This is a genomic window from Pseudomonas sp. OTU750018 (genome assembly GCF_011636575.1).
GTDB lineage: Bacteria > Pseudomonadota > Gammaproteobacteria > Pseudomonadales > Pseudomonadaceae > Aquipseudomonas > Aquipseudomonas peli.
Window position 1 is genome coordinate 1,102,623 of the sequence record NZ_JAAPAU010000002.1, and the last position, 21,795, is coordinate 1,124,417.

At 58.2% G+C, this 21,795-nt stretch carries 24 protein-coding genes; 7 read left to right on the forward strand and 17 right to left on the reverse strand.

All coding sequences use genetic code 11. The features are described from left to right. Position 1: 1 nt before the first annotated feature. The 3 genes from HCI85_RS14090 to HCI85_RS14100 form a co-directional block, all read right to left on the reverse strand. Positions 2 to 2,338 (reverse strand): putative bifunctional diguanylate cyclase/phosphodiesterase, encoded by a 2,337-nt coding sequence (locus tag HCI85_RS14090; RefSeq protein WP_167145337.1) that lies wholly within the window; start codon positions 2,336 to 2,338, stop codon positions 2 to 4. Continuing rightward, positions 2,325 to 3,008: a methylamine utilization protein gene (locus tag HCI85_RS14095; protein ID WP_446730784.1), complete on the reverse strand. Its 684-nt coding sequence runs from the start codon at positions 3,006 to 3,008 to the stop codon at positions 2,325 to 2,327. Before HCI85_RS14095 ends, HCI85_RS14090 begins: the two co-directional genes overlap by 14 nt. A 177-nt stretch (positions 3,009 to 3,185) precedes the next feature. Continuing rightward, positions 3,186 to 3,938: an AraC family transcriptional regulator gene (locus HCI85_RS14100; protein WP_160087956.1), complete on the reverse strand. Its 753-nt coding sequence runs from the start codon at positions 3,936 to 3,938 to the stop codon at positions 3,186 to 3,188. Positions 3,939 to 4,015: 77 nt separating this feature from the next. Between HCI85_RS14100 and HCI85_RS14105 the strand changes: the two genes are divergently transcribed. The 5 genes from HCI85_RS14105 to cmoB all read left to right on the forward strand — a co-directional run bounded on the left by HCI85_RS14105 (position 4,016) and on the right by cmoB (position 7,396). Beyond that, positions 4,016 to 4,228: a hypothetical protein gene (locus HCI85_RS14105; protein ID WP_167145339.1), complete on the forward strand. Its 213-nt coding sequence runs from the start codon at positions 4,016 to 4,018 to the stop codon at positions 4,226 to 4,228. A 40-nt stretch (positions 4,229 to 4,268) separates the two neighbouring features. After that, the gene (locus HCI85_RS14110; protein ID WP_090252042.1) at positions 4,269 to 4,664 is read left to right on the forward strand and encodes a protease inhibitor I42 family protein; all 396 of its coding nucleotides are present in this window, start codon (positions 4,269 to 4,271) and stop codon (positions 4,662 to 4,664) included. A 285-nt stretch (positions 4,665 to 4,949) separates the two neighbouring features. Then, positions 4,950 to 5,585, forward strand: coding sequence for a lysoplasmalogenase (locus HCI85_RS14115; RefSeq protein WP_167145341.1), 636 nt, complete (start codon positions 4,950 to 4,952; stop codon positions 5,583 to 5,585). Positions 5,586 to 5,654: 69 nt separating this feature from the next. Further along, positions 5,655 to 6,431: a carboxy-S-adenosyl-L-methionine synthase CmoA gene (gene cmoA / locus HCI85_RS14120; RefSeq protein WP_167145775.1), complete on the forward strand. Its 777-nt coding sequence runs from the start codon at positions 5,655 to 5,657 to the stop codon at positions 6,429 to 6,431. After that, entirely contained in the window at positions 6,428 to 7,396 is a 969-nt protein-coding gene (gene cmoB / locus HCI85_RS14125; protein ID WP_167145343.1) for a tRNA 5-methoxyuridine(34)/uridine 5-oxyacetic acid(34) synthase CmoB, read from the forward strand. The genes cmoA and cmoB overlap by 4 nt, the downstream gene beginning before the upstream one ends. An 89-nt stretch (positions 7,397 to 7,485) precedes the next feature. Here cmoB and pdxJ read toward each other — a convergent pair whose 3' ends face one another. The 12 genes from pdxJ to rpoE all read right to left on the reverse strand — a co-directional run bounded on the left by pdxJ (position 7,486) and on the right by rpoE (position 17,951). Continuing rightward, a complete protein-coding gene (pdxJ, locus tag HCI85_RS14130; protein ID WP_167145345.1) occupies positions 7,486 to 8,232 on the reverse strand; it encodes a pyridoxine 5'-phosphate synthase in 747 nt (248 codons plus the stop codon). Further along, positions 8,225 to 8,923 carry a DNA repair protein RecO gene (recO, locus tag HCI85_RS14135; protein ID WP_167145347.1) on the reverse strand — a complete coding sequence of 233 codons (699 nt, stop codon included), beginning with the start codon at positions 8,921 to 8,923 and terminating at the stop codon, positions 8,225 to 8,227. Before recO ends, pdxJ begins: the two co-directional genes overlap by 8 nt. Positions 8,924 to 8,985: 62 nt before the next feature. Beyond that, the gene (gene era / locus HCI85_RS14140) at positions 8,986 to 9,888 is read right to left on the reverse strand and encodes a GTPase Era (RefSeq protein WP_090252025.1); all 903 of its coding nucleotides are present in this window, start codon (positions 9,886 to 9,888) and stop codon (positions 8,986 to 8,988) included. Next, the gene (rnc, locus tag HCI85_RS14145; protein ID WP_160087970.1) at positions 9,881 to 10,570 is read right to left on the reverse strand and encodes a ribonuclease III; all 690 of its coding nucleotides are present in this window, start codon (positions 10,568 to 10,570) and stop codon (positions 9,881 to 9,883) included. Before rnc ends, era begins: the two co-directional genes overlap by 8 nt. Continuing rightward, positions 10,567 to 10,944, reverse strand: a complete 378-nt coding sequence (locus HCI85_RS14150; RefSeq protein WP_167145348.1) for a DUF4845 domain-containing protein — start codon at positions 10,942 to 10,944, stop codon at positions 10,567 to 10,569. The genes rnc and HCI85_RS14150 overlap by 4 nt, the downstream gene beginning before the upstream one ends. A 104-nt stretch (positions 10,945 to 11,048) precedes the next feature. Beyond that, positions 11,049 to 11,903, reverse strand: a complete 855-nt coding sequence (lepB, locus tag HCI85_RS14155) for a signal peptidase I (RefSeq protein ID WP_167145350.1) — start codon at positions 11,901 to 11,903, stop codon at positions 11,049 to 11,051. Between the two features lie 6 nt (positions 11,904 to 11,909). After that, on the reverse strand, positions 11,910 to 13,709 hold the full coding sequence (gene lepA, locus HCI85_RS14160) for a translation elongation factor 4 (protein ID WP_167145352.1): 1,800 nt from the start codon (positions 13,707 to 13,709) through the stop codon (positions 11,910 to 11,912). 148 nt (positions 13,710 to 13,857) lie between these two features. Beyond that, the gene (locus tag HCI85_RS14165) at positions 13,858 to 15,240 is read right to left on the reverse strand and encodes a DegQ family serine endoprotease (protein ID WP_446730794.1); all 1,383 of its coding nucleotides are present in this window, start codon (positions 15,238 to 15,240) and stop codon (positions 13,858 to 13,860) included. A gap of 82 nt (positions 15,241 to 15,322) precedes the next feature. Beyond that, positions 15,323 to 15,778 carry a SoxR reducing system RseC family protein gene (locus HCI85_RS14170; protein ID WP_167145356.1) on the reverse strand — a complete coding sequence of 152 codons (456 nt, stop codon included), beginning with the start codon at positions 15,776 to 15,778 and terminating at the stop codon, positions 15,323 to 15,325. Beyond that, positions 15,775 to 16,722 carry a MucB/RseB C-terminal domain-containing protein gene (locus HCI85_RS14175; RefSeq protein ID WP_167145358.1) on the reverse strand — a complete coding sequence of 316 codons (948 nt, stop codon included), beginning with the start codon at positions 16,720 to 16,722 and terminating at the stop codon, positions 15,775 to 15,777. The genes HCI85_RS14170 and HCI85_RS14175 overlap by 4 nt, the downstream gene beginning before the upstream one ends. 22 nt (positions 16,723 to 16,744) lie before the next feature. Beyond that, entirely contained in the window at positions 16,745 to 17,338 is a 594-nt protein-coding gene (locus HCI85_RS14180; RefSeq protein ID WP_167145360.1) for a sigma-E factor negative regulatory protein, read from the reverse strand. Between the two features lie 31 nt (positions 17,339 to 17,369). Then, the gene (rpoE, locus tag HCI85_RS14185; protein WP_090252003.1) at positions 17,370 to 17,951 is read right to left on the reverse strand and encodes an RNA polymerase sigma factor RpoE; all 582 of its coding nucleotides are present in this window, start codon (positions 17,949 to 17,951) and stop codon (positions 17,370 to 17,372) included. A gap of 369 nt (positions 17,952 to 18,320) precedes the next feature. Here rpoE and nadB point away from each other — a divergent pair, with 369 nt between their 5' ends. Beyond that, positions 18,321 to 19,937, forward strand: a complete 1,617-nt coding sequence (nadB, locus tag HCI85_RS14190) for an L-aspartate oxidase (RefSeq protein ID WP_167145362.1) — start codon at positions 18,321 to 18,323, stop codon at positions 19,935 to 19,937. On the opposite strand, the gene HCI85_RS14195 is transcribed toward nadB, so the two are convergent. Continuing rightward, positions 19,906 to 20,358: a protein YgfX gene (locus HCI85_RS14195; protein ID WP_167145364.1), complete on the reverse strand. Its 453-nt coding sequence runs from the start codon at positions 20,356 to 20,358 to the stop codon at positions 19,906 to 19,908. The genes nadB and HCI85_RS14195 overlap by 32 nt on opposite strands. Continuing rightward, complete coding sequence (locus tag HCI85_RS14200; protein ID WP_090251995.1) at positions 20,342 to 20,596, reverse strand: FAD assembly factor SdhE; 255 nt, start codon at positions 20,594 to 20,596, stop codon at positions 20,342 to 20,344. The genes HCI85_RS14195 and HCI85_RS14200 overlap by 17 nt, the downstream gene beginning before the upstream one ends. Before the next feature lie 248 nt (positions 20,597 to 20,844). Between HCI85_RS14200 and ygfZ the strand changes: the two genes are divergently transcribed. Then, positions 20,845 to 21,786 carry a CAF17-like 4Fe-4S cluster assembly/insertion protein YgfZ gene (ygfZ, locus tag HCI85_RS14205; RefSeq protein WP_167145366.1) on the forward strand — a complete coding sequence of 314 codons (942 nt, stop codon included), beginning with the start codon at positions 20,845 to 20,847 and terminating at the stop codon, positions 21,784 to 21,786. The last annotated feature ends 9 nt before the right edge of the window (positions 21,787 to 21,795 follow it).

The window sequence follows — 21,795 nt, forward strand, 5'->3', positions numbered from 1 at the left end:
TTCAATGCACCAACGTCGAGGGGGCGTGTACGTATTGCGCCATCCAGGTTTCAAAGGCTTGCGCCGCCAGTGGACGACTGATCAGGTAGCCCTGGGCGGTGTCGCACTGCCAACGCCCGAGCAATTGCAGGCTGCGCTCGAACTCGACCCCTTCAGCTACGACCTTGAGGCCCAGGCTGTGGCTCATCTCGATGGTCGAACGCACGATGACTGAGTCCTCACTGGCATCGTCCAGGTCGCGGATAAATGATTGATCAATTTTCAACTCCTGCACCGGCATGCGCTTTAGCTGCGCCAGGGAAGAATAGCCCGTGCCAAAGTCGTCCACCGACAGGCTGATGCCACATGCCCGCAAACCATGCAGCACTTGCAGCGCGACCTCGGGATTGAGCATCACACCGCTTTCAGTGATTTCAAAAATAAGCTGCTCGGCCGGAACCTGATACTCGGCCAATAATTTACTGACCCGCGCCGGCAACTGAGGGTCAATCAGGTCGTCAGTGGAGATGTTCAACGACACCTGCACGCGCAGTCCACGCCCCGCCCACTCACGTAACTGGCGCAGGACTTCTTCGATGACCCAAGCAGTCAACAACTGGATACTGCCGGTGCGTTCGGCCAGCGGGATAAATTCACCCGGAGAGACCATGCCCAGCGCCGGGTGCTGCCAACGCAGTAGGGCTTCAGCCTGACGCACTTGGCCGGCCGCGATATCTAATTTGGGCTGATAGTGCAGCAACAACTCTGCTTTTTCAGGGGCATGCCGCAAATCGCGAATCAGGCGAATCTGTCGCTGCTGGGCATCATCGCGACCCCGTTGATACACCTGCAGATGGCTGGGCATGCCAGCCGCATCCTGCATGGCGATGCTCGCCCGGCGCAGCAGCTCTTCAGGGGCGTTGCCGTCCACCGGATAACTGGCAATGCCAATGCGGCAATCCAAGGCGAAATCGTGGGTGGCGACGCGCAACGGTTTGAGCAACAGTTGCTGAACCTTGTCGGCAATACCCACAGCACTGTCGCTGTTGGTGTTTTCCAGCAGCAGCAGGAATTCATCGCCGATAATCCGCGCCACACTATCACCAGGACGCAACACGGCCTGCAGGCGTCGGCTCAGTTGCTGCAACGCCAGGTCGCCTCCCTCAGCGCCAAGGCTTTCATTGACGGCCCGAAAATTCGCCACGCCTAAGTAGAGCAACGACGTCGGTCGTCCTGCCGTGATGGCACTGCCCAGGCGTTCCAGCGCAAGCGTGCGGTTGGGCAGGCCCGTCAACGCATCATGCAGCGCATTGTGCGCCAGCTGCCGCTCACGCTCGGCAATGCCTTGCTGCATGGCTTTGAACGCAGTGGCCAAACGCCCTAGCTCGTCGCCGCGCTGCAGGTCCAGGCTGGCCTGGTAATCACCCTGGCGTACCCGCTCAGCCACTGCCGCCAACTGCCGAACCGGCTGTGACACTGAGCGCGCTAGCAATAAGGCCCCCACAAGCGAGGCGGATAGCGCAGCCAGAGCAATGAGTAGAATTTTCTGATCAAGCGGAGCAAAGGCCTCTTGCGCCTGACTCAAGGATTTGTGCAACAGCGCACGCACTTCAAAACCATCACCACTGGCCAGCACCAGGGTCTGATTCAAGTACGATTCTTCACCGATCAGGCTGATTGCATCATTGGCCAATGATGCCATGCTGCCTTGCAGCTGCTTACTTTGCGCGGGTTGCAAAGTGCTGATCCAGATATCCGCGACACCGTCCTGGGTCGCCCGCAAGGTCAAATCCAGGTGGGTCAATTCACGCAATTCGGCGGCAAATGCATCATCGACCTGAAAGCCCATCATGACCCGGGCAATTGGCAGCGGCGCGGTGACTGTGGCCTGCACCAGCAAGTAGATCTTGTCAGCTATCGGCATCAGAAAGATCTGCACACCTTCGCGCTGACGCCGCATCACCTGCGCGCTGAGGCGCTTGGCAGTCTCACCGCTGATCTGCCGATCACTGCTGACCTCAAGGTTGCCATCCAGGCCCAGCATCATGACTGCACTGGCGTTGATCCGCGCGCCATGGTTGATCAACGCCGAGCGAATTGTCTCGGTGTCGCCACTGGCCACGGCATCCTTGAAACCAAAATCCGCCGCCAACACCTGCACCGCGTCGTGCAACTGACGGCCACGTACCTCGAGTAATTGCTGAAAGACCAGGCTGCCGACGTCTAACTGCTCACGTGCCTGGCTGCGTACGGCTGCATTGGTGGCAGTTTGCACCGCCACATACAGCGCTCCCACAACCACCAACAGCAGCAGTACCAGTACCCCGGCAATTCGCGCCTGAAAGCTATTGCGCAGCATCGCGTGCCTTCTTGAATGCATCACCAAAAGCGCTGACCGGCGCACTCGGAGCGGTTTGACCGCCAGGAGCCTGCATGGACAGGGTAAAGCGCTGCAGGCTACCGGCCTCTGTCAGCTGCACCTGGCCGGCATCCTGCGGCAACATATCCGGCGCTTGTGGGTGCCACAGGCTGGCGGTGTAGGTCCCTGCCGGCAACTGCTCCAGGTTCAGCTTGCCCTGCGCATCACTCACCGCGAACCACGGGTCGTCAGTGACATAGACATAACCCACCATCCAGTCGTGGATATTGCAGCCAAGTACCACCACACCGGGCTTATCGAAAACCACCGGCTCGCTCGGCGTGCCCTGGTAGAGGCGTAGCTCAAAGCGCTTAGCCAACGAGAACGAATAGACGTGATGACGAATGTTGTCGCTATTAGGGAACGACACGGCAGTACCGCTGCGCACAGCCAGTACATTGGGCGCGAATTGCTGCGAGATTTGATCCATCACTGCCGTAGCAGGTGCAACCACGGGTGCAACCTCGCTGCGCAAGGTGAGCACAGCATTGGCCAGCGGCTGCCCTTCACTGTCCACCAGCTCGGCTTGCAGACTGGCAGCGGACAGCGTTGTACTGAACAGCAGCATGCCGAGCAGTGAAAGTGTGGACAGGTATAGGGGCTTGTTCATCAAGACTACTCGCACTTTATGGGCACACTTGACTACCGGCAGCATCCTTGCCCGGGCACAGGAAAAACCTGTGTGGGCCACAGCTTAGCCGTCCATGTGCGGAAGTTCACGCTTCGTCGACTGTAACCATCACGCAAATGTATGCAGCGTGCTACCCAATAACCGTCGAGGGCTCAGTTATTCGGCGCTACGCAGGCGTTTCGGCGTCAGGCCCAGATAGCGGCGCATAGCGGTGGTCAGCGCACTCTGGCTGGAGAAACCGCACTCTTCCGCGATACGGATCAGCGGCAAGCCGCTCTCGCGCAACAGCCGTACAGCCCGATCCAAGCGTGTTTTCAGCAGGTACTGATGCGGCGTCAAACCGACGCTGTCCTTGAACTGCGCATGGAAATGACTGGGGCTGAGACAGGCCACCTGTGCCAACTCAGCCACACTGATACGCCGCGCCAAATGCTGGGTGATGTAACTGTCGAGCCGCTCCACATTCAGCGCCCCCATGGGCCGCGTCTGGGGCTCGCCAAACAGGCGCAGATGCAAGGCACGCAGCAGCACGCCCCCCAGGGCACGGGGAAGCAATGGATCGGAGCCATAGCGTTCCAGCTCGGCGCCGGCATAGCTCAGCAGGTTCTGGAAATCGGCATCCAGTTGCGGGTAGCGTGGTGTTTCAAACAGACGGGTCAGCAGCTGCAGGTCTTCACTGGAGGTGCCCTGCTCGTCCAGATCGATGATCAGCATGCGGTTGTCACCCATGCCAGCGAACTGGTGATCGGCATCCCCCGGCACCAGACAGGCGCGCATGCGGCAAACCTCGCCGCCCCGGCCGTTGACTTCAAATTCGGCACGCCCAGCCAGCGACAGCACCAGTTGATGATGGTCGTGAGTGTGTTCGTGGGCCTGGTCATCAAGACGCATCAACCGCGCGTTGAACATGAAAAGTGCAACCCTGAAAAACAGAGGTGCAACTTTAACCCTTTGCCCGGTAAAACTGCAGCCTGTACGACAAATGGGTGCTGATCGCCCTAAACAGTCAATGTCCGCCAAGCCTGAAACAGCAGGTGCTGCAACGCCTGGAACATGAGCTGATCGACAGGCGAAAAGTACGCCTGGCACGGCACGAGTGCTTTGCCCTGCTCACACCACTGATCGACCAATTCTTCCAGCAGTTGCGCGCGCCACTGCAGACGACGTTTTCAGCACAGGCTCCCGCAGGGCAGCCCTAGCGGCTATGCTGGCAGCCTCGACATTCGCCAGGAGCTCACCATGCTTGCCCCCCGCCTGACAGTGGCACTCAGCCTTGCACTGCTCGCCGCCTGCGCACAAACGCCCAGCAGCGTGACCCTGGAGCAAAACCAGCAGAGCAAATGCCCGCTGTCGTTGCACGTTGGCCAGCAATTCAATCTACGCCTGCCGAGCAATCCCACCACCGGTTTCCGTTGGCTGCTGCGTGACTCCGCACCCCAGGTGCTGAAAAGCCTCGGCCCGGAGGTCTACAGCAACCCGGAAGATGCCGGCCTGGTCGGCAGCGCCGGGGTTTCCACCTGGCGTTTCGAGGTCATCAAAGCAGGCGAAGGCCAATTGGCCCTAACCTATGAACGCCCCTGGGAAGTCGGCGTAGTGCCCGCCCAGCGCTTCAACTGCACGATCAAGGCTCGCTAGCAGGGCGTTGAAAAACGTAGGCGAGGCAGCCAGCGCAAGGCGCTACGTTAGTAACAGCCTTCGGCTGGTCAAAACGGCGAAAAGCGGAGTTTACGAGCTGTAAATGAGCATTTTGATCGGACTCGCGCACGAGCCTGTTTTTAACGCGGCGATGGCAACGTAGGTAGTTTTTCAACAGCCTGCTGCTACTGGCGCGAAATGCTGACCTAAGTGGCACCCATGGCGTGGCCAGTTAATTCCCGACGCGCCATAGTGCTGACCTTTCGAGTATCAAGGACAAGGGTCATGCGTTATCTGCTGCTGGGTTTGCTGGGTGCTGCGATATTCCTCTATACACGGCTCAGCGGCATGAATGAACTGGGCCTGCTCAGTAAAGGCATTCCAGTGATTGCCCTGCTGCTGTGGTTGAGAACGGCACCCAGCGGCCTGTATCGACGTTGGATCAGCCTCGGCCTGCTCTGCTCACTGGTGGGCGATATTCTGCTCGACTGGCCGGGCGACCAGTTCGTTTTCGGCCTAGGCGCCTTCCTTCTGGCGCACCTGGCCTACCTGCGCGCCTACCTGAGCGACTGCAAACAACCCGCCTGGCTCGCTTTGATTCTTGCGTTGGCCACTGGCGGAACGATGTTCACCATCCTCGCCAACGCTAACCTGGGCCCGCTGCTGATCCCCGTAGCCTGTTACGCCCTGGCGATTAGCGCCATGCTCTGGCGCGCTCTCGCCCGCCTTGGCCAACCCGACCTGAATATCCATTCCAGGCGCCTGGCCGCCGTAGGTGCCGCGCTGTTCGTATTGTCCGACAGCCTGATCGGCATCAACCGCTTTGTCGCCCCCTTCGAGGCGGCGCCCGTAGCGATCATGCTCAGCTATTGGTTGGGGCAATGGGCTATCGCTGCGTCGGCCTTCAAACAGACCCGCTGAGCCGTCTCCAAGCAGATTTGCGACCAATAGCGGCAATCAAGGTTTGGCTATGCGGCGCACTTGGCTAAAATGCCCGGCTTTATTGACCAGTGCGCAGCCATCGTGAGCAAACAGCCCGACCGTCTTTTCGCCCAACCCCTGGCCCAGGTGCCGGACTTCGTGTTCAACGAGGATGTGGTGCGGGTCTTCCCCGATATGATCAAACGCTCGGTGCCGGGTTATCCGACCATTGTCGAGAACATTGGTGTGCTCGCTGGCCAGTTCGCCCAACCGCACAGCGTACTGTATGACCTCGGCAGCTCTCTGGGCGCTGTGACCCAAGCGCTGCGCCGACATGTGCAGATCGACGATTGCCGGGTGATCGCCGTGGACAACTCCAGCGCCATGGTCGAGCGCTGCCGCGAATACCTGCACGCCCAGGACTCGATGTTTCAGGAGCTGCTGCCCGTCGAGGTGATTGAGGCCGACATTCTCCGCCTCGACTTTCAGCCCACTTCGCTGGTGGCACTGAACTTCACCCTGCAATTTATCCAGCCTGAACAACGCCTCGACTTACTAACGCGGATTCGCCAAGCCCTAGTGCCCGGCGGCGCGCTGATCCTTTCGGAAAAACTGCAATTCGAAGATGCCGAGCAGCATGCTCTGCTGGGCGATCTGCATATCGCCTTCAAGCGGGCCAACGGCTACAGCGAGCTGGAAATCGCTCAAAAACGCAGCGCGATCGAGAAAGTCATGCTTCCAGACAGCCTGGAGCAGCACCGCGAACGCCTGCTCGCCGCTGGTTTTAGCCAGGTAGTACCGTGGTTCCAGTGTCTTAATTTCGCCTCGATGATTGCCCTGCCATGATCAGCCGCCTCGACCTCGACGCCCTGCAAGCCACCCTTGCCGGCACTCCACTGCAAGAATGGTCAGCCGACCTGCCCAGGCAGATCGACGCCAAACTGGCCGTCGGCCATGGCGACCTGGCGCGCTGGTACGGCGCGGTGCAGAGCTTGCCGGCTCTGAATGTCGAACAACTGGAGCTGCTACATAGCTTCCGTTTCAACGGAACCTGTGACGACTCGACACGCGCAGTATTAACCACGGCTCTTCAGGGCCTGATTCCCTGGCGCAAGGGACCGTTTCACCTGTTTGACGTGCATGTCGACACGGAATGGCGCTCGGACTGGAAATGGCAGCGCGTCGCGCCCTACCTCGACCTCAAGGGCAAGCGGGTGCTGGATGTCGGCTGCGGCAACGGCTACTACATGTGGCGCATGCTTGGTGCCGGTGCGGACAGCGTGGTCGGCATCGACCCCAACTGGCTGTTCCTGTGCCAATTCCTGGCGATGAAGAACTACCTGCCCGACCTGCCCGCCTGGCATCTGCCGCTGGCGTTCGAAGAGCTACCGAGCAAACTACAAGGCTTCGACACAGTATTTTCCATGGGTGTGCTGTATCACCGCCGCTCGCCCATCGACCACTTGATCGACCTCAAGGACTGCCTAGTTAAAGACGGCGAACTGGTCTTGGAAACCTTGGTGGTAGAAGGCGATGCACAGCAGGTGCTCGTGCCCGAAGACCGCTACGCGCAGATGCGCAACGTCTGGTTCCTGCCTTCGGTGCCCGCCCTGGAGCTGTGGCTGCGCCGCGCCGGCTTCGTCGATGTGCGCTGCGTGGATGTCAGCACCACTTCAGTCGACGAACAACGCTCGACCGAGTGGATGCGCTTTCAGTCACTGCCCGAATTCCTTGACCCGGCCGACCATAGCCGCACCGTGGAAGGCCTGCCGGCGCCAAGCCGCGCGGTACTGATAGCCCGCAAACCGTAAACCGGACTTATCAAAGCTCACGTAGGGTCGACAGGCGCTAGCTTGTCCAGTGCAGATCGCGGACAAGCCTGCGGCATGTCCGCCTCCACTCAACCGCGATTAGCCGCCGCGACGATCAACTGTTTCATCTCCACTACCGCCTGCTTAAAGCCAACAAACAGGGCGTGGGCTACCAGGGCGTGACCGATGTTCAGCTCATTAATCCCAGCAATAGCCGCCACCGGCTCAACGTTGTGATAGTGCAAGCCGTGGCCCGCATTAACGATCAGGCCATGCTGCAGGCCACAGGCCACACCGTCACGAATCCGCGCCAGTTCGCGTGCGGCTTCTTCCGGGGTATGGGCATCGGCATAACGACCGGTGTGCAGCTCGATGGCCGGCGCGCCGACCCGCTTGGACGCCTCAATCTGCAGTGGGTCCGGGTCGATAAACAGCGAGACCTCGCAGCCAATCTTGCTTAGGCGTTCGACCGCTGCGCGAATCCGCGCTTCCTGCCCGGCAACATCCAGGCCGCCTTCGGTGGTCAGCTCCTGACGGGTTTCCGGTACCAGGCAGACATGTTCGGGACGGATGCTTTCGGCAAAGGCCAGCATTTCTTCGGTCACGCCCATCTCGAAGTTCATGCGCGTCTGCATGACCTCTTTGAGCAGGCGCACATCACGTTCTTGAATATGCCGACGGTCTTCGCGCAGGTGCACGGTGATACCGTCGGCCCCCGCCTCTTCGGCGTCCAGCGCGGCCTTGACTGGATCGGGATAACGGGTGCCACGGGCCTGGCGCAATGTGGCCACATGGTCGATGTTCACACCCAGCAGAATACGATTGGCATCAGTCACGGCTTGGCTCCTTGAGCGTCATAAACAGTTCGCGGCTGACCAGCGGTCGGCCACCTAAATGGGGGGCTAAGGCCTGACGCATCAAGCGTTTGGCCGCAGCAAGAGCGCCTGGCGCAGTCCAATCAGCCTCGGCCATGGCGAGCAGTTCAACGCCGTGAAAGGCACCGGGCTGCAATTGGCCAATCGGCACCAAACCGGCTTCGGTGTGCAGACGATACAGGCCGCTGGCGACAATGGGCTGACCTTCGCTGTCCAGACTCAAGGCGAAACCATAGCCCAGCTCGTCCAGCAGGCGCCATTCAAACGAACGCAACAGCGGTTCCAGCGGGCGACCTTCGGCCAATGCCAACACCGTCATGGCGTAATGATCGAACACAGCGGGATGAGGGTCTTCGGCGGGTAACAGGCGAATCAGCAATTCATTGAGGTACAGGCCACTGAACAGCGCCTCACCCGTCAACAAATTGGGAATGCCCGCAGGCTCAAGACGCCCGACGTTCTTCAGCTCACCTCGCCCGCGAAACTCGGCGTCCAGCGGAATAAACGGCCGAGCCAAACTACCGGCTTTGCCCCGAGCGCCACGCAGTACTGCACGCAAGCGACCTTTGGGGGTGAGAAAGTCGACCAGCGCGCTGCTTTCGCGGTAAGCGCGGCTGTGCAGTACATAGGCAGGCTGACTGTCTGCAAGCATGGCCAGTGGTGACTCAACGTGACGGAACGCAGAAACGGGCGAATAGGTTCGCCCGCGCAACACTAGATGTTGTCGTAACCCAGAGAGCGCAGTGCGCGCTCGTCGTCCGACCAGCCACTTTTAACCTTGACCCACAGGTTAAGCATGATCTTGGAGTCGAACATCACCTCCATATCCTTGCGCGCTTCCTGGCCAATGCGCTTGATCCGCTCACCCTTATCGCCAATGATGATTTTTTTCTGACCATCACGCTCGACCAGAATCAACGCATGGATATGCAGGATGCGCCCGTCACGCTTGAACTCCTCGATTTCCACAGTGATCTGATACGGCAGCTCAGCGCCCAGCTGACGCATGATCTTCTCGCGCACCAACTCAGCCGCGAAGAAACGGCTAGAACGGTCGGTGACCTGGTCTTCCGGGAAGAAGTGCACGCCTTCCGGCAAATGCTCGCCTACCAGTTTTTCCAGGGTGTCGAGGTTATGCCCATGCTGCGCCGAAACCGGCACGATCTCGGCCTTCGGCAACTGGGTGGCCAGCCACTCCAGATGCGGCATCAGCTCAGCCTTGTCCTCGATGCGATCGGTCTTGTTGATCGCCAGAATCACCGGGCCTTCGACGTACTGAATACGCTCCAAGACCATCTGGTCCTCATCGGTCCAGCGGGTGCGATCGACCACGAAGATCACCACATCGACATCCTTCAGCGCCGACGAAGCATTCTTATTCATGTAGCGGTTGAGCGCTTTCTCGTTGTTCTTGTGCAGGCCGGGGGTGTCGACATAGATCGCCTGCACCTCACCCTCGGTTTTGATGCCGAGCATGTTGTGCCGCGTGGTCTGCGGCTTACGCGAGGTGATTGCCAGCTTCTGCCCGAGAATGTGGTTAAGCAACGTCGACTTACCCACGTTGGGCCGGCCGACGATGGCGACATAGCCACAGCGTGTAACAGGTGTATCAGTCATTGCCATTCTCCACACCCAAGGCGATCAGCGCGGCAGCAGCCGCTACCTGCTCAGCGATACGCCGACTGGCGCCCTGCCCCAGGGTTTTATCATTCAGTAAGGTTATCTGACATTCGACTACGAATGTCCGGCAGTGCGGCTCGCCCTGAATATCCACCACCTCGTACCGCGGCAACTCACAGCCGCGCGACTGCAAAAATTCCTGCAAGCGGGTTTTAGGGTCCTTATTGGTGTCGACCAAGGTCAGACTATCCAACTCGGTGGTCAGCCAGGCCAGCACACGCTCACGGGCCGCCTCCATACCTGTATCCAAGTAGATGGCGCCAATCAGTGCTTCCAGGGCATCGGCGAGAATCGACTCGCGACGAAAACCGCCGCTCTTCAATTCACCGGAACCTAAGCGCAGGTACTCACCCAAGTCGAAACCACGCGCCAGAATGGCAAGAGTTTCGCCTTTAACCAGGCGCGCACGTAAGCGCGAAAGCTGCCCTTCGCGCGCTAACGGGAAGCGCTGAAATAGCGCTTCACCTGCGACAAAGTTGAGGATCGCATCACCGAGAAACTCCAGACGCTCGTTATTGCGCCCGGCGAAACTACGATGGGTAAGAGCCAGGATCATCAGCTCCTGGTCCTTGAAGGTATAACCGAGCTGCCGCTCGAGACGGGCTAACGACGCACTCACGGCATACGCACGCGGAATTCTTTATCGAAACGCACGACCAGGTCGATATTCTCGATCAACGGCTCACGCTTTTCGTATTTCAGGTGCACGCGAAATTCGTTGTTTTCGACTTTTACTTTAATCGCGTCCTGCATGTTCAAATCGCGAATGTTATTGACCTGCATGCCCTTGCTGATATGGCTGTAGAATTCATTAATACTGCGGACATCAGCTGCTTTATCGGTCTCAACCGAAGTAATCATTTTCTCCAGCGACATATAGTCGAAGTAATGCGGCAACACCTTGAACGCCGCACTGGCTAAAAAAGCGACCACCGCCAGCACCATCAACCAACTAAGAATCGACATTCCCTTTTGCGAATGCGCAGATTTCATATTTGTCCCCAAATTCGAGTTATGTGAAAGCCATTACGGCTGGAGGCAAGACTATATATAGCCTGCGACGCTGCATTTAACAGCGTCGCAAAATCGTCAACAGGTCAGTGGATCAGACCTACGCGGGAAAAATTCGGCAGGTTGCGCGACTTGGGATCCGGCCAGCTCATCCAGATAGCAAAAGCTTTGCCTACGATATTCTGGTCCGGCACCATGCCCAGCAGCGGCTTAGGGATGGCCGGATCATTCCAGTAACGGCTGTCATTGGAGTTATCGCGGTTGTCGCCCATCATGAAGTAATGCCCTTGCGGCACAACCCATTCGCGGCCCGGCTCAATCCGATAGCGCTGCATTTCCTTACGGATCTGATGCTCTGCCTCACCCAGTTTCTCGTTATACAGCGTCGCACTGCCCAGGCTACCGGACTCATCGCCAATCAACTGCTGCGCTACAGGCTCACCATTGATAGTCAGACGCTTGTCGCTGCTGTAGGCAATGCGGTCACCGGCCAACCCAACCACACGCTTGATGTAGTTGATGTTAGGGTCGCTCGGGTAACGAAATACCATCACATCGCCACGCTGAGGATCACCTACCTCAATCACCTTGGTGTCCAGCACCGGCAGGCGAATGCCATAAGCGAACTTGTTGACCAGGATGAAATCACCCACTTCCAGAGTCGGCTTCATCGAGCCAGAAGGGATCTGGAACGGTTCAACCAGAAACGAACGCAGCACCAGCACGATGGCCAGCACCGGGAAGAACGACTTACCGTATTCCACCAGTAACGGCTCTTTGTTCAAGCGTTCCACTACCGCCTCATCAGGTTCACTGACCTGACCGTGGTAGGTGCTGATAGCGGCTCGCCGGCGCGGGGCCAGAAAGATCAGGTCAAACAACGCCAACGCGCCACAAACGGCAACGGCGATAACCAGTAACAGCGGGAAATTGATCGACATAGGCCCTTAACTATCCAACCTGAGCACTGCAAGGAAGGCTTCCTGTGGAATTTCCACGTTACCCACTTGCTTCATGCGTTTCTTACCGGCCTTCTGCTTTTCGAGCAGCTTGCGTTTACGGCTGACATCACCACCGTAGCACTTGGCCAATACGTTTTTGCGCAGCGCCTTGACCGTGGTCCGCGCAACGATTTGCCCACCGATTGCAGCCTGAATGGCCACATCGAACATTTGCCGGGGGATCAGCTCTTTCATCTTCTCGGTCAACGCGCGACCTTTATAGTGGGCGTTGTCCTTGTGCACGATCAGGGCCAGGGCATCCACCTTGTCACCGTTGATCAACACATCCAGCTTGACCAGGTTGGCCGACTGGTAGCGATCAAAATGGTAGTCGAGCGAGGCATAACCGCGACTAGTGGATTTCAGACGGTCAAAGAAGTCGAGAACCACTTCGTTCATCGGCAGGTCATAGCGAACCTGAACCTGAGAACCAAGGAACTGCATATCGCGCTGCACACCGCGTTTTTCGATACACAGGGTAATCACATTACCCAGGTGCTCCTGCGGCACAAGAATGGTGGCTTGTACGATCGGCTCACGGAAGTCCTCGACCGAGGAGATATCCGGCAATTTAGACGGGTTATCGACGTAGATCGTCTCGCCCGTTTTGAGCACCACTTCGAAAATCACACTCGGTGCAGTAGTGATCAGATCCAGGTCGTATTCGCGCTCAAGACGCTCCTGGATGATTTCCATGTGCAGCATGCCAAGGAAGCCACAACGGAAGCCAAAGCCCAGTGCATCTGAGCTTTCAGGTGAATATTGCAGTGACGAATCGTTCAGGGTCAGCTTCTGCAATGCATCCCGGAAATCTTCGAAATCGTCGGAACTGACTGGGAACAACCCGGCATAAACCTGCGGCTGAATACGTTTGAAACCAGGCAGAACTTCGACATTCGGCGTGGCAGCCAGGGTCAGGGTATCGCCCACCGGTGCGCCATGAATATCCTTGATACTGGCGATAATAAAGCCCACCTCACCGGCTTTCAGGTCTGCGGTGGCGGTGTGCTTAGGGTTAAACACGCCAACGCTATCGACCAAATGGATCTTGCCGGTGGATTTCACCAGCACTTTGTCACCCTTCTTGATCCGACCGTGGCGGACACGCACGAGGGAAACAACGCCGAGGTAGTTATCGAACCAGGAGTCGATGATCAGCGCTTGCAGCGGCGCGTCGATGTCGCCGGTCGGTGCCGGGATCGTGTGCACCAAGCGCTCAAGCACCTCATCGACGCCCAAGCCGGTCTTGGCACTGCAGGTCACAGCATCGGTGGCATCGATGCCGATAATCTTCTCGATCTCTTCCTTAACGCGGTCCGGGTCGGCCTGAGGCAAATCGATCTTATTCAGTACCGGCATGACCTCAAGGCCCTGCTCGATCGCGGTGTAACAGTTGGCGACCGACTGCGCTTCCACGCCCTGACCGGCATCGACCACCAGCAGCGCGCCTTCGCAAGCAGCCAGAGAGCGGCTGACTTCATAGGTGAAGTCGACATGCCCGGGGGTATCGATGAAGTTCAGCTGGTAGGTGATGCCGTCTTTAGCCTTGTAATACAGGGTAACGCTGTGTGCCTTGATTGTGATCCCGCGCTCGCGTTCCAGATCCATGGAGTCCAGCACCTGGGCTTCCATTTCACGGTCGGCCAAGCCGCCACACATTTGGATAAACCGGTCGGCCAAGGTCGACTTGCCGTGGTCAATGTGGGCGATGATGGAGAAATTGCGGATATGACTCAAATCACTCACGGATCAACACTCAAAAAGGTCGCAGGCGACTGCCCGCCGAAAATAGCCGCCAAGTCTACCCGAATGCCACCTTGCACGTCATCAAGGCCACACGACTGTACGATGTAAAAGGGCGACCGAAGTCGCCCTTTGTAACCTGCATACCTGGTTAATCGGCCAGTTTGAAGGTGATAAAGCTGGCGCGCCCCTGACGCAGCACACGCATCGACACCGAACGGTTCTTCGGCAGCGCCTGCGCCACCTCAGTAAACGTCTTGGCCGAATTAATAGCCTGATTGTTCAAGTGAGTAATTACATCCCCCGGACGCAAGCCAATCAGCGCCGCGGGCCCATCCTGAACTTCAGAAATCGCCACGCCACCTTTGAGGTCGAGGCTCTTCTGCTGCTCAGCAGTCAGCTCAACCACTTTGACACCCAAACGATTACTGCTGCGCTCAACACCAGGCTCAGCTGTACCCGCCAAGGCCTCACCGTCTTCAGGTAACGCACCGATGCTCACTTTCAGCTTTTTGCGCGCACCATCGCGTACCACATCCAGCTCAGCACTTGCACCAGGCTTCAGCGCACCGACCAAGTGCGGCAGATCGGCGGACATAATGATCGGCTTACCGTCGAGACTGAGAATCACATCGCCGACCTGCAAGCCGCCTTTGGCAGCGGGCCCTTCCTCCAGCACCTGCGCCACCAGCGCACCAGCCGGTTTATCCAGGCCAAACGACTCAGCCAGGTCCTTGTTCACTTCCTGAATCACCACACCCAGCCAGCCGCGACTGACCTTACCCTCAGCCTTGAGCTGATCGGCCACATCCATCGCCACACTCATAGGAATGGCAAATGACAGCCCCATAAAGCCACCGGAACGGGTGAAAATCTGCGAGTTGATACCCACCACTTCACCGGCCAAGTTGAACAGTGGGCCGCCAGAGTTACCTGGATTGATCGCCACATCCGTCTGGATAAACGGCACATAGCTCTCGTTCGGCAGACTGCGACCCTTGGCACTGACGATCCCAGCCGTCACCGAGTGATCAAAACCAAAGGGTGAACCAATTGCCAACACCCACTCACCGACCTTTAACTCCTCCGACTTACCCAGTTTGACGGTGGGCAGACCTTCGCCCTCAACCTTGAGCAGCGCAACATCGCTGCGCGGGTCGGTACCAACCAGTTTTGCTTCCAGTTCACTACGATCAGACAGGCGCACGATGATTTCATCGGCATCGGCGATCACATGGTTATTGGTCAGCACGTAGCCATCAGCGGAAATGATAAAGCCCGAGCCCAGCGACTGGGCTTCACGCTGGCGGCTACCGCCAGGCGCACGTGGCATCTGTGGAATATTACGCTCGAAGAACTCGCGAAACATCGGCGGCAGGCCTTCCAGATCAGGCACATTGAGCTGGCCACTGCCAGCCACCGCGCGATCCGGCATCTTCTGCCGGGTGCTGATATTGACTACCGCCGGTGATGCCTGCTCGACCAGCTCGGTGAAATCCGGCAGGCTCGCCTGAGCAAAAAACGCTTGCCCCATCAGCAGCACGGCCAATAACGCGGTAAAAGAAGATTTCAGACCAGGCTTCGACATATAACTCCCCATCAGGCCAGCAAAAGTCTTAGAACGCAGCGGCGGCACCACCAAGCAATGCACGCAACACCACAGGTTGCAACGCAGGATCACTAGCCGTAACACGGCTGCGCCAACGCACCGCACAACAAGCAAACAGAAAACCGAACAGCGCACTGAGTATCACCCAAGACTCGCTCCAGCCCGCCTGTTCAGCTAGCACAGCCGCGGCAAACAACCCGAGCAAAGGCAACAGATAAACCAGCAGTGAACCACGCACCAACAGGTCTTCGCGCACGCCAATCACCACCGCATCGCCAATATTCAGCTGCAGATCAGACAACGCACGCACATAACCACGACGACCGCTTGCCCCAAGCTGCTCAAGTAAGCCTTGGCCACAACCGGCTTTAACGGAACAACTGGAGCAGGTGCTTTTGCGTACTGTTTCAACCCAGACAGCGCCGACCTCAACAGCCACAACCCGCCCCTGTTCCTCAATCACTGCGCCACCTCACCAACCGAACGCATAGACAAGGCCACTCGTTCAGCGGTTCCAAGCGGAATTTCGCCAACCACGGTAACCATTACGTCACCATCATTGGTCTTCAATCGACGCGAAACAGCCACTGTAGGGCCAAGCTGAGTACGTACATCCTCAACAGCTTCGCCGCGCAAGGGCTCCATAAACACGGAAAAACGCGCCAAACCATCGCCATACACCTGACAGGCAACGAGCTCATCGGATGCAGGACTGCGGCGCTGAGTGACAGAACTCAAGCTGAAGCCCGGCGGCAGCCAGTCAGAGCGCCACGCTTCAACTGACTGAGCCTGAGAAGGAGCCAAACGCACAGGGCGACACCCAGCACTGGGCTCAAGGTTCGAGGGTACGGGGGCGTCCGTTTCTAGCTGAGTAAACTGGAGGCGCTCAAGCAACTGCCCCTTGTCATTCACCAGCAAGGATTTGAGCGGCAAACCCGTTTGCTGATCCAGGTGCAGCTCAATGCCATAGCGATGTTGGTCGCGCGGCACCAGTGCTAACACATCAGTCGCTCGCCCAGCCACACGGGACTTACCGAGCACACGCAACTCATACCACGCACTCAGCTGCTCGGCATTTAACGCCCGAGCAGGCCATAGTTGACTGTCGATCAGCTGGTCAGCCAACGCACCACTGGCGCACTGAACCTGGCCCTCGACACGCACTACTTCTTGCGCGGAACCATCCAGCTGCAGCAATCGCTCACGCAGAGCAACGCCCTCACCAGCCTGATGCCAGATGCTGTGCGTCGAAAAGCTGCCATTGCGCTCATAGACAAAGGTGCCCTGAAAACTCAGAGTACGCTCAGCGTCGGCCAAGCGCTGCAGCATCACAGAGCCTTCATCGGCAGCAGCCGGCAGAGCCAGCCAGCTACCCAGCAACAAAACGCCAAAAGGAATAAAGCGCATGCGATTCCTTAACAACAGACCGTTAACGGCCTTCCAAACTGGCTGCGCGAGCATAAGGCAGCGCACCTTCACTGGTACTCATGGCAGCCTGCTGCGCATGCTGACGTAAGTAGGACGGCAAACGCTGCTCATGCCAACCCGGCTGACCTTGACCGACGGCGCTCGCTGCAGGGGCAGCTTGTTCATCAGAGGTATTAAACCCAGCCAGCATGGCCGGCCCACTGACCTGAGGAATGTTCAACACCGGCTGACTGGATTGCTGCGCCAACTGAGCACCGGTGATGTCGTCCTGGTTGTAAAAACGCACACCAGCCAGTACTGCCACGGTAACCGAAGCTGCAACGGCCAGGCGACCTAAAGTGCGCCAAGAGCCGCGCTGTACTTGTTGCGCAACCGGAGCAACATCATCAGCCAGGGCCGCGGATACAGCAGCGGCAATATCCAGACGCGGCTCAAGCAGCTCTTTGTGCATGACCGCGCGAGCAAGCTGGTAACGCGACCAGGTTGCTCGCAGCTCAGGGTCATCACCGGCTGCCAGCACGCGCCTTAGTTCAAGTTCATCCGCTTGGTTATCCATCACCGCGGACAGCGATTCCTGCAGGGTTTCACGACTCATGGCGGTTCCTCTCTTGGCTGACGCCGCTGTCTCAGGTTTCCTGCAGCAACGGCTGCAGGGATCGATCAATGGCTTCACGTGCCCGAAAAATTCGCGAGCGCACGGTGCCGACTGGACATTGCATGACGCTGGCAATGTCCTCATAACTCAGACCATCAAATTCACGCAAGGTTAGCGCTGTACGTAAATCTTCCGGCAACTGCTCAATACTGCGGTGTACGGTGGCTTCGATCTCATCGCGCAATAATGCGCGCTCCGGCGATTCGATGTCTTTGAGGGCATGGTCACCATCATAGAACTCGGCATCCTCAGCACTTACATCACTGTCTGGAGGGCGTCGACCACGCGACACCAGATGGTTCTTAGCCGTGTTGATGGCAATACGGTACAACCACGTATAGAACGCACTGTCGCCCCGAAAATTACCAAGGGCCCGATATGCCTTTACGAAGGCCTCCTGCGCCACGTCCTGCGCCTCATGGGTGTCATGCACAAAACGCACGATCAACCCGAGAATCTTGTGCTGATACTTGAGCACTAATAGATCAAACGCACGCTTGTCGCCACGCTGCACGCGCTCGACCAGCTGCTGATCATCTTCCTGGGTTAGCATGAAAACTCCTCATAGGGTCTGAAGGAGTGAAACGCCAACCCTTTACTCGGTCTGCCAAAGTAGACTTGGGTATTGCGCAAAAGTTCTCTCCTTCAAACAAGCTTCCTGCAGAACACTTAAAAGCCCTGCACGGAACAGCGCAGCAAAGGGGTTCCACTGCTGCGCTCGTAGTCTGGATCACCCGGCGGCAAGGCCAAAATCTCAGGCCCGTTACAAAGCCGTCCGACACAAGCGGTTTCCCATGTAAATAACCGCCTATGGAACCCGAAATACTTAAAAAGTTCCCGAGTAACGCACTTGGTCATAAGCTGGCTATTGTGACGCTCACCCCCTCTATATACTAGAGCTCGCTTTTCGCGGAATTCGGACATGAGCCAACATTACCAACACGACGTTCTGGTTATCGGCAGCGGTGCAGCAGGCCTGACGCTGGCCCTCACACTGCCCGAACACCTGCGCATTGCCGTACTCAGTAAAGGCAACCTGTCCAACGGCTCGACCTACTGGGCGCAAGGCGGCGTAGCCGCGGTACTGGATGATACCGATACCGTCGAGTCGCATGTCGAAGACACCCTCAATGCCGGAGGCGGCCTGTGCCGCGAAGACGCCGTGCGCTTTACCGTAGAGCACAGCCGCGAAGCCATTCAATGGCTGATCGACCAAGGCGTGCCCTTTACTCGCGACGACGAACACGCCCGCGAAGACGGCGGTTTCGAATTCCACTTGACCCGCGAAGGCGGCCACAGCCACCGGCGCATCATTCACGCGGCCGACGCCACTGGCGCAGCAATCTTCAACACTTTGCTCGAACAGACCAAGCACCGCAGCAATGTCGAACTGCTGGAGCAGCGCGTCGCCGTCGATCTGATCACCGAGCGCAAACTCGGCCTGGAAGGCCAGCGCTGCCTGGGCGCTTACGTGCTCAATCGCGCCAGCGGCGAGGTCGACACCTTCAGCGCCCGCTTTGTGATTCTTGCCACGGGCGGTGCGGCCAAGGTGTATCTCTACACCAGCAACCCGGACGGCGCCTGTGGCGATGGCATCGCCATGGCCTGGCGCGCCGGCTGTCGGGTCGGCAACCTGGAATTCAATCAGTTCCACCCGACCTGCCTATACCACCCAAAAGCCAAGAGCTTTCTGGTCACCGAAGCGCTACGTGGTGAAGGCGCACTGCTCAAACTACCTAACGGCGAACGTTTTATGCCGCGCTTCGATGAGCGGGCCGAACTGGCGCCGCGGGATATCGTCGCCCGCGCAATCGACCACGAAATGAAGCGCCTGGGTATCGACTGCGTATTCCTCGACATCAGCCACAAACCGGCTGACTTTGTGAAATCGCACTTCCCTACCGTGTATGAGCGCTGCCTGGACTTCGGCATCGACATCACCAAAGAACCGATCCCTGTTGTACCGGCGGCGCACTACACCTGCGGCGGCGTACTGGTAGACCAAAGCGGCTGCACCGATATCCCCGGCTTGTACGCGATTGGCGAAACCAGCTTTACCGGCCTGCATGGGGCCAACCGCATGGCCAGCAATTCGCTGCTGGAATGCTTCGTCTACGCCCGCTCAGCGGCCGAGAACATCCTCGCCCAACTGGAGCACATCAGCATGCCAAGCGCCCTTCCCGGCTGGGATGCTAGCCAGGTAACCGACTCGGACGAAGACGTGATCATTGCGCACAACTGGGATGAGCTGCGGCGTTTTATGTGGGACTACGTCGGTATCGTGCGCACCAACAAGCGTCTGCAACGGGCCGAACACCGCGTACGACTGCTGCTTGATGAAATTCACGAGTTCTACAGCAACTACAAAGTCAGTCGTGACCTCATCGAGCTGCGTAACTTGGCGCAAGTTGCCGAACTGATGATCCGCTCAGCCATGCTGCGCCATGAAAGCCGAGGCCTGCACTACACCCTGGACTACCCGCATCAACTGACTGAAGCCAAGGACACTATTCTGCTACCGCCCACCTATGGCGACTGAATTTAAGCCGCACCCTTAAGCGGCGGTGCTGATCCCGCGCCAGACTGTCGCGGGCGATGCAGACCGAGCGCACCTTGCGCTGCCCGACCAGACGAAAGCGCAACAACACAATCAACGGTAACGCCAGGCTATCCGGATGCAGCTCAATAGCCTGCCAACCCTGCGCCATGCAGTGCACCTGCCAACCCTCAGCCGTGTAACGCAGCCCTCGAAAGGCCTGCGGCACACTCAACAGCAAATGCCGTGGCACTACCCAGGCAGCGTGGGCGAAACAGAAGCCCACGCCGAGCAAGTGCACCCAACTTGGCATATCCACCAGCGCCAGACTGAGCAGCGCCAACCCTTGAATCAGGGCATAGCAGGCCAGTAGCTGCCGAGAAGGCTGCCAATGAAACTCGAAGGCATCACTTGGGCTGAACACGGTCCAAAATCATCCGAACCATGAGCTTGAGATCCGCATCTTCAGGCTCGCTGCGCTGCATAAACCAGCCAAACATATCCTGGTCCTCACACTCCAGCAGCTTGCGATAACGCTCGCGATCAGCCTCATCAAGGTGCGGATAGACCTCGCGAACAAACGGCACCAGCAACACATCCAGCTCCAGCATGCCGCGACGGCTGTGCCAGAAAAGACGATTGAGCTCTACTTCTTCAACCACGGATCAGCTCCTTGAAAATGGCTAAACACCATTTTTAGCGTCGCACAGCGACGACCCCGAAGGGTGGCCGCCATACATGACATGCAACAAATTACGGCACGCAGTATACGAGGAAATGCACATCTATTGACCGTACGCGGCCAGCCGGCTGTTATTCCCTGAAACGAGTCAAGCGCAAGCGCTGACAAGGCGCGAGGGGCGCTCTATGATGAGCCCCCTAACTTTTATCCAGCGATACCTAATCCACCATGGCCGATACCGCGTTTTATTGCATCCTCAGCCACGAAGGCGTCCTCGCCGTGCGCGGCCCCGACGCCAACAAGTTCCTCCAGGGCCAAGTCACCTGCAACCTCAACTACCTGAGCGACAGCTATTCCAGCCTGGGCGCGCGCTGCACCCCCAAGGGCCGCATGCAATCGAGCTTTCGTATCCTCAGCGTGAGTGATGGTTATTTGCTGGCAATGGCCAGTGATTTGCTGGATGCGCAACTGACTGACCTGAAGAAATACGCCGTTTTCAGCAAATCCAAGCTCACCGACGAAAGCCAGGACTGGCTGCGTATCGGCCTGAACGGTGCCGATGGCATCCTGCGCAGCCTCGGTTTAGAGCTCGCAGCGACCGCAGACAGCGTCGCTCGTCGCGATGACTTACTGGCCCTGCGCTTGAGCGACGGCCGCGCTGAACTGTGGATACCCGCTGACCAGGCCACGGCCGTTCAGGCACAAGTGGCCAGCCAACTGCCGGAAGCGCCGCTGAATGATTGGCTGCTGGCGCAAGTCCGTGCGGGCATAGGCCAGGTCGTAGGCAGCACCCGCGAGCTGTTTATCCCACAGATGATCAACCTGCAGGCCGTGGGCGGCGTCAGCTTCAAAAAAGGCTGCTACACCGGCCAGGAAATCGTCGCGCGCATGCAGTACCTGGGCAAACTCAAGCGCCGCCTGTATCGCCTGGCGCTGCATGACAGTCAGGTGCCCGAGCCCGCTACGCTGCTGTTCTCGCCGACGCACACCTCCAGCGTGGGTGAAGTGGTACTGGCCGCACGCACCCCAGACGGCGTCGAGTTGCTTGCCGTGTTACAGGACGAAGCCGCACTGAATGGCGTTATTCACCTGGGTTCTGCTGAAGGCCGCACGCTGAGCGTGCTCGATTTGCCGTATACACTGGATTCAGACCGCGAAATACAGCGCTAAGCCCTGACT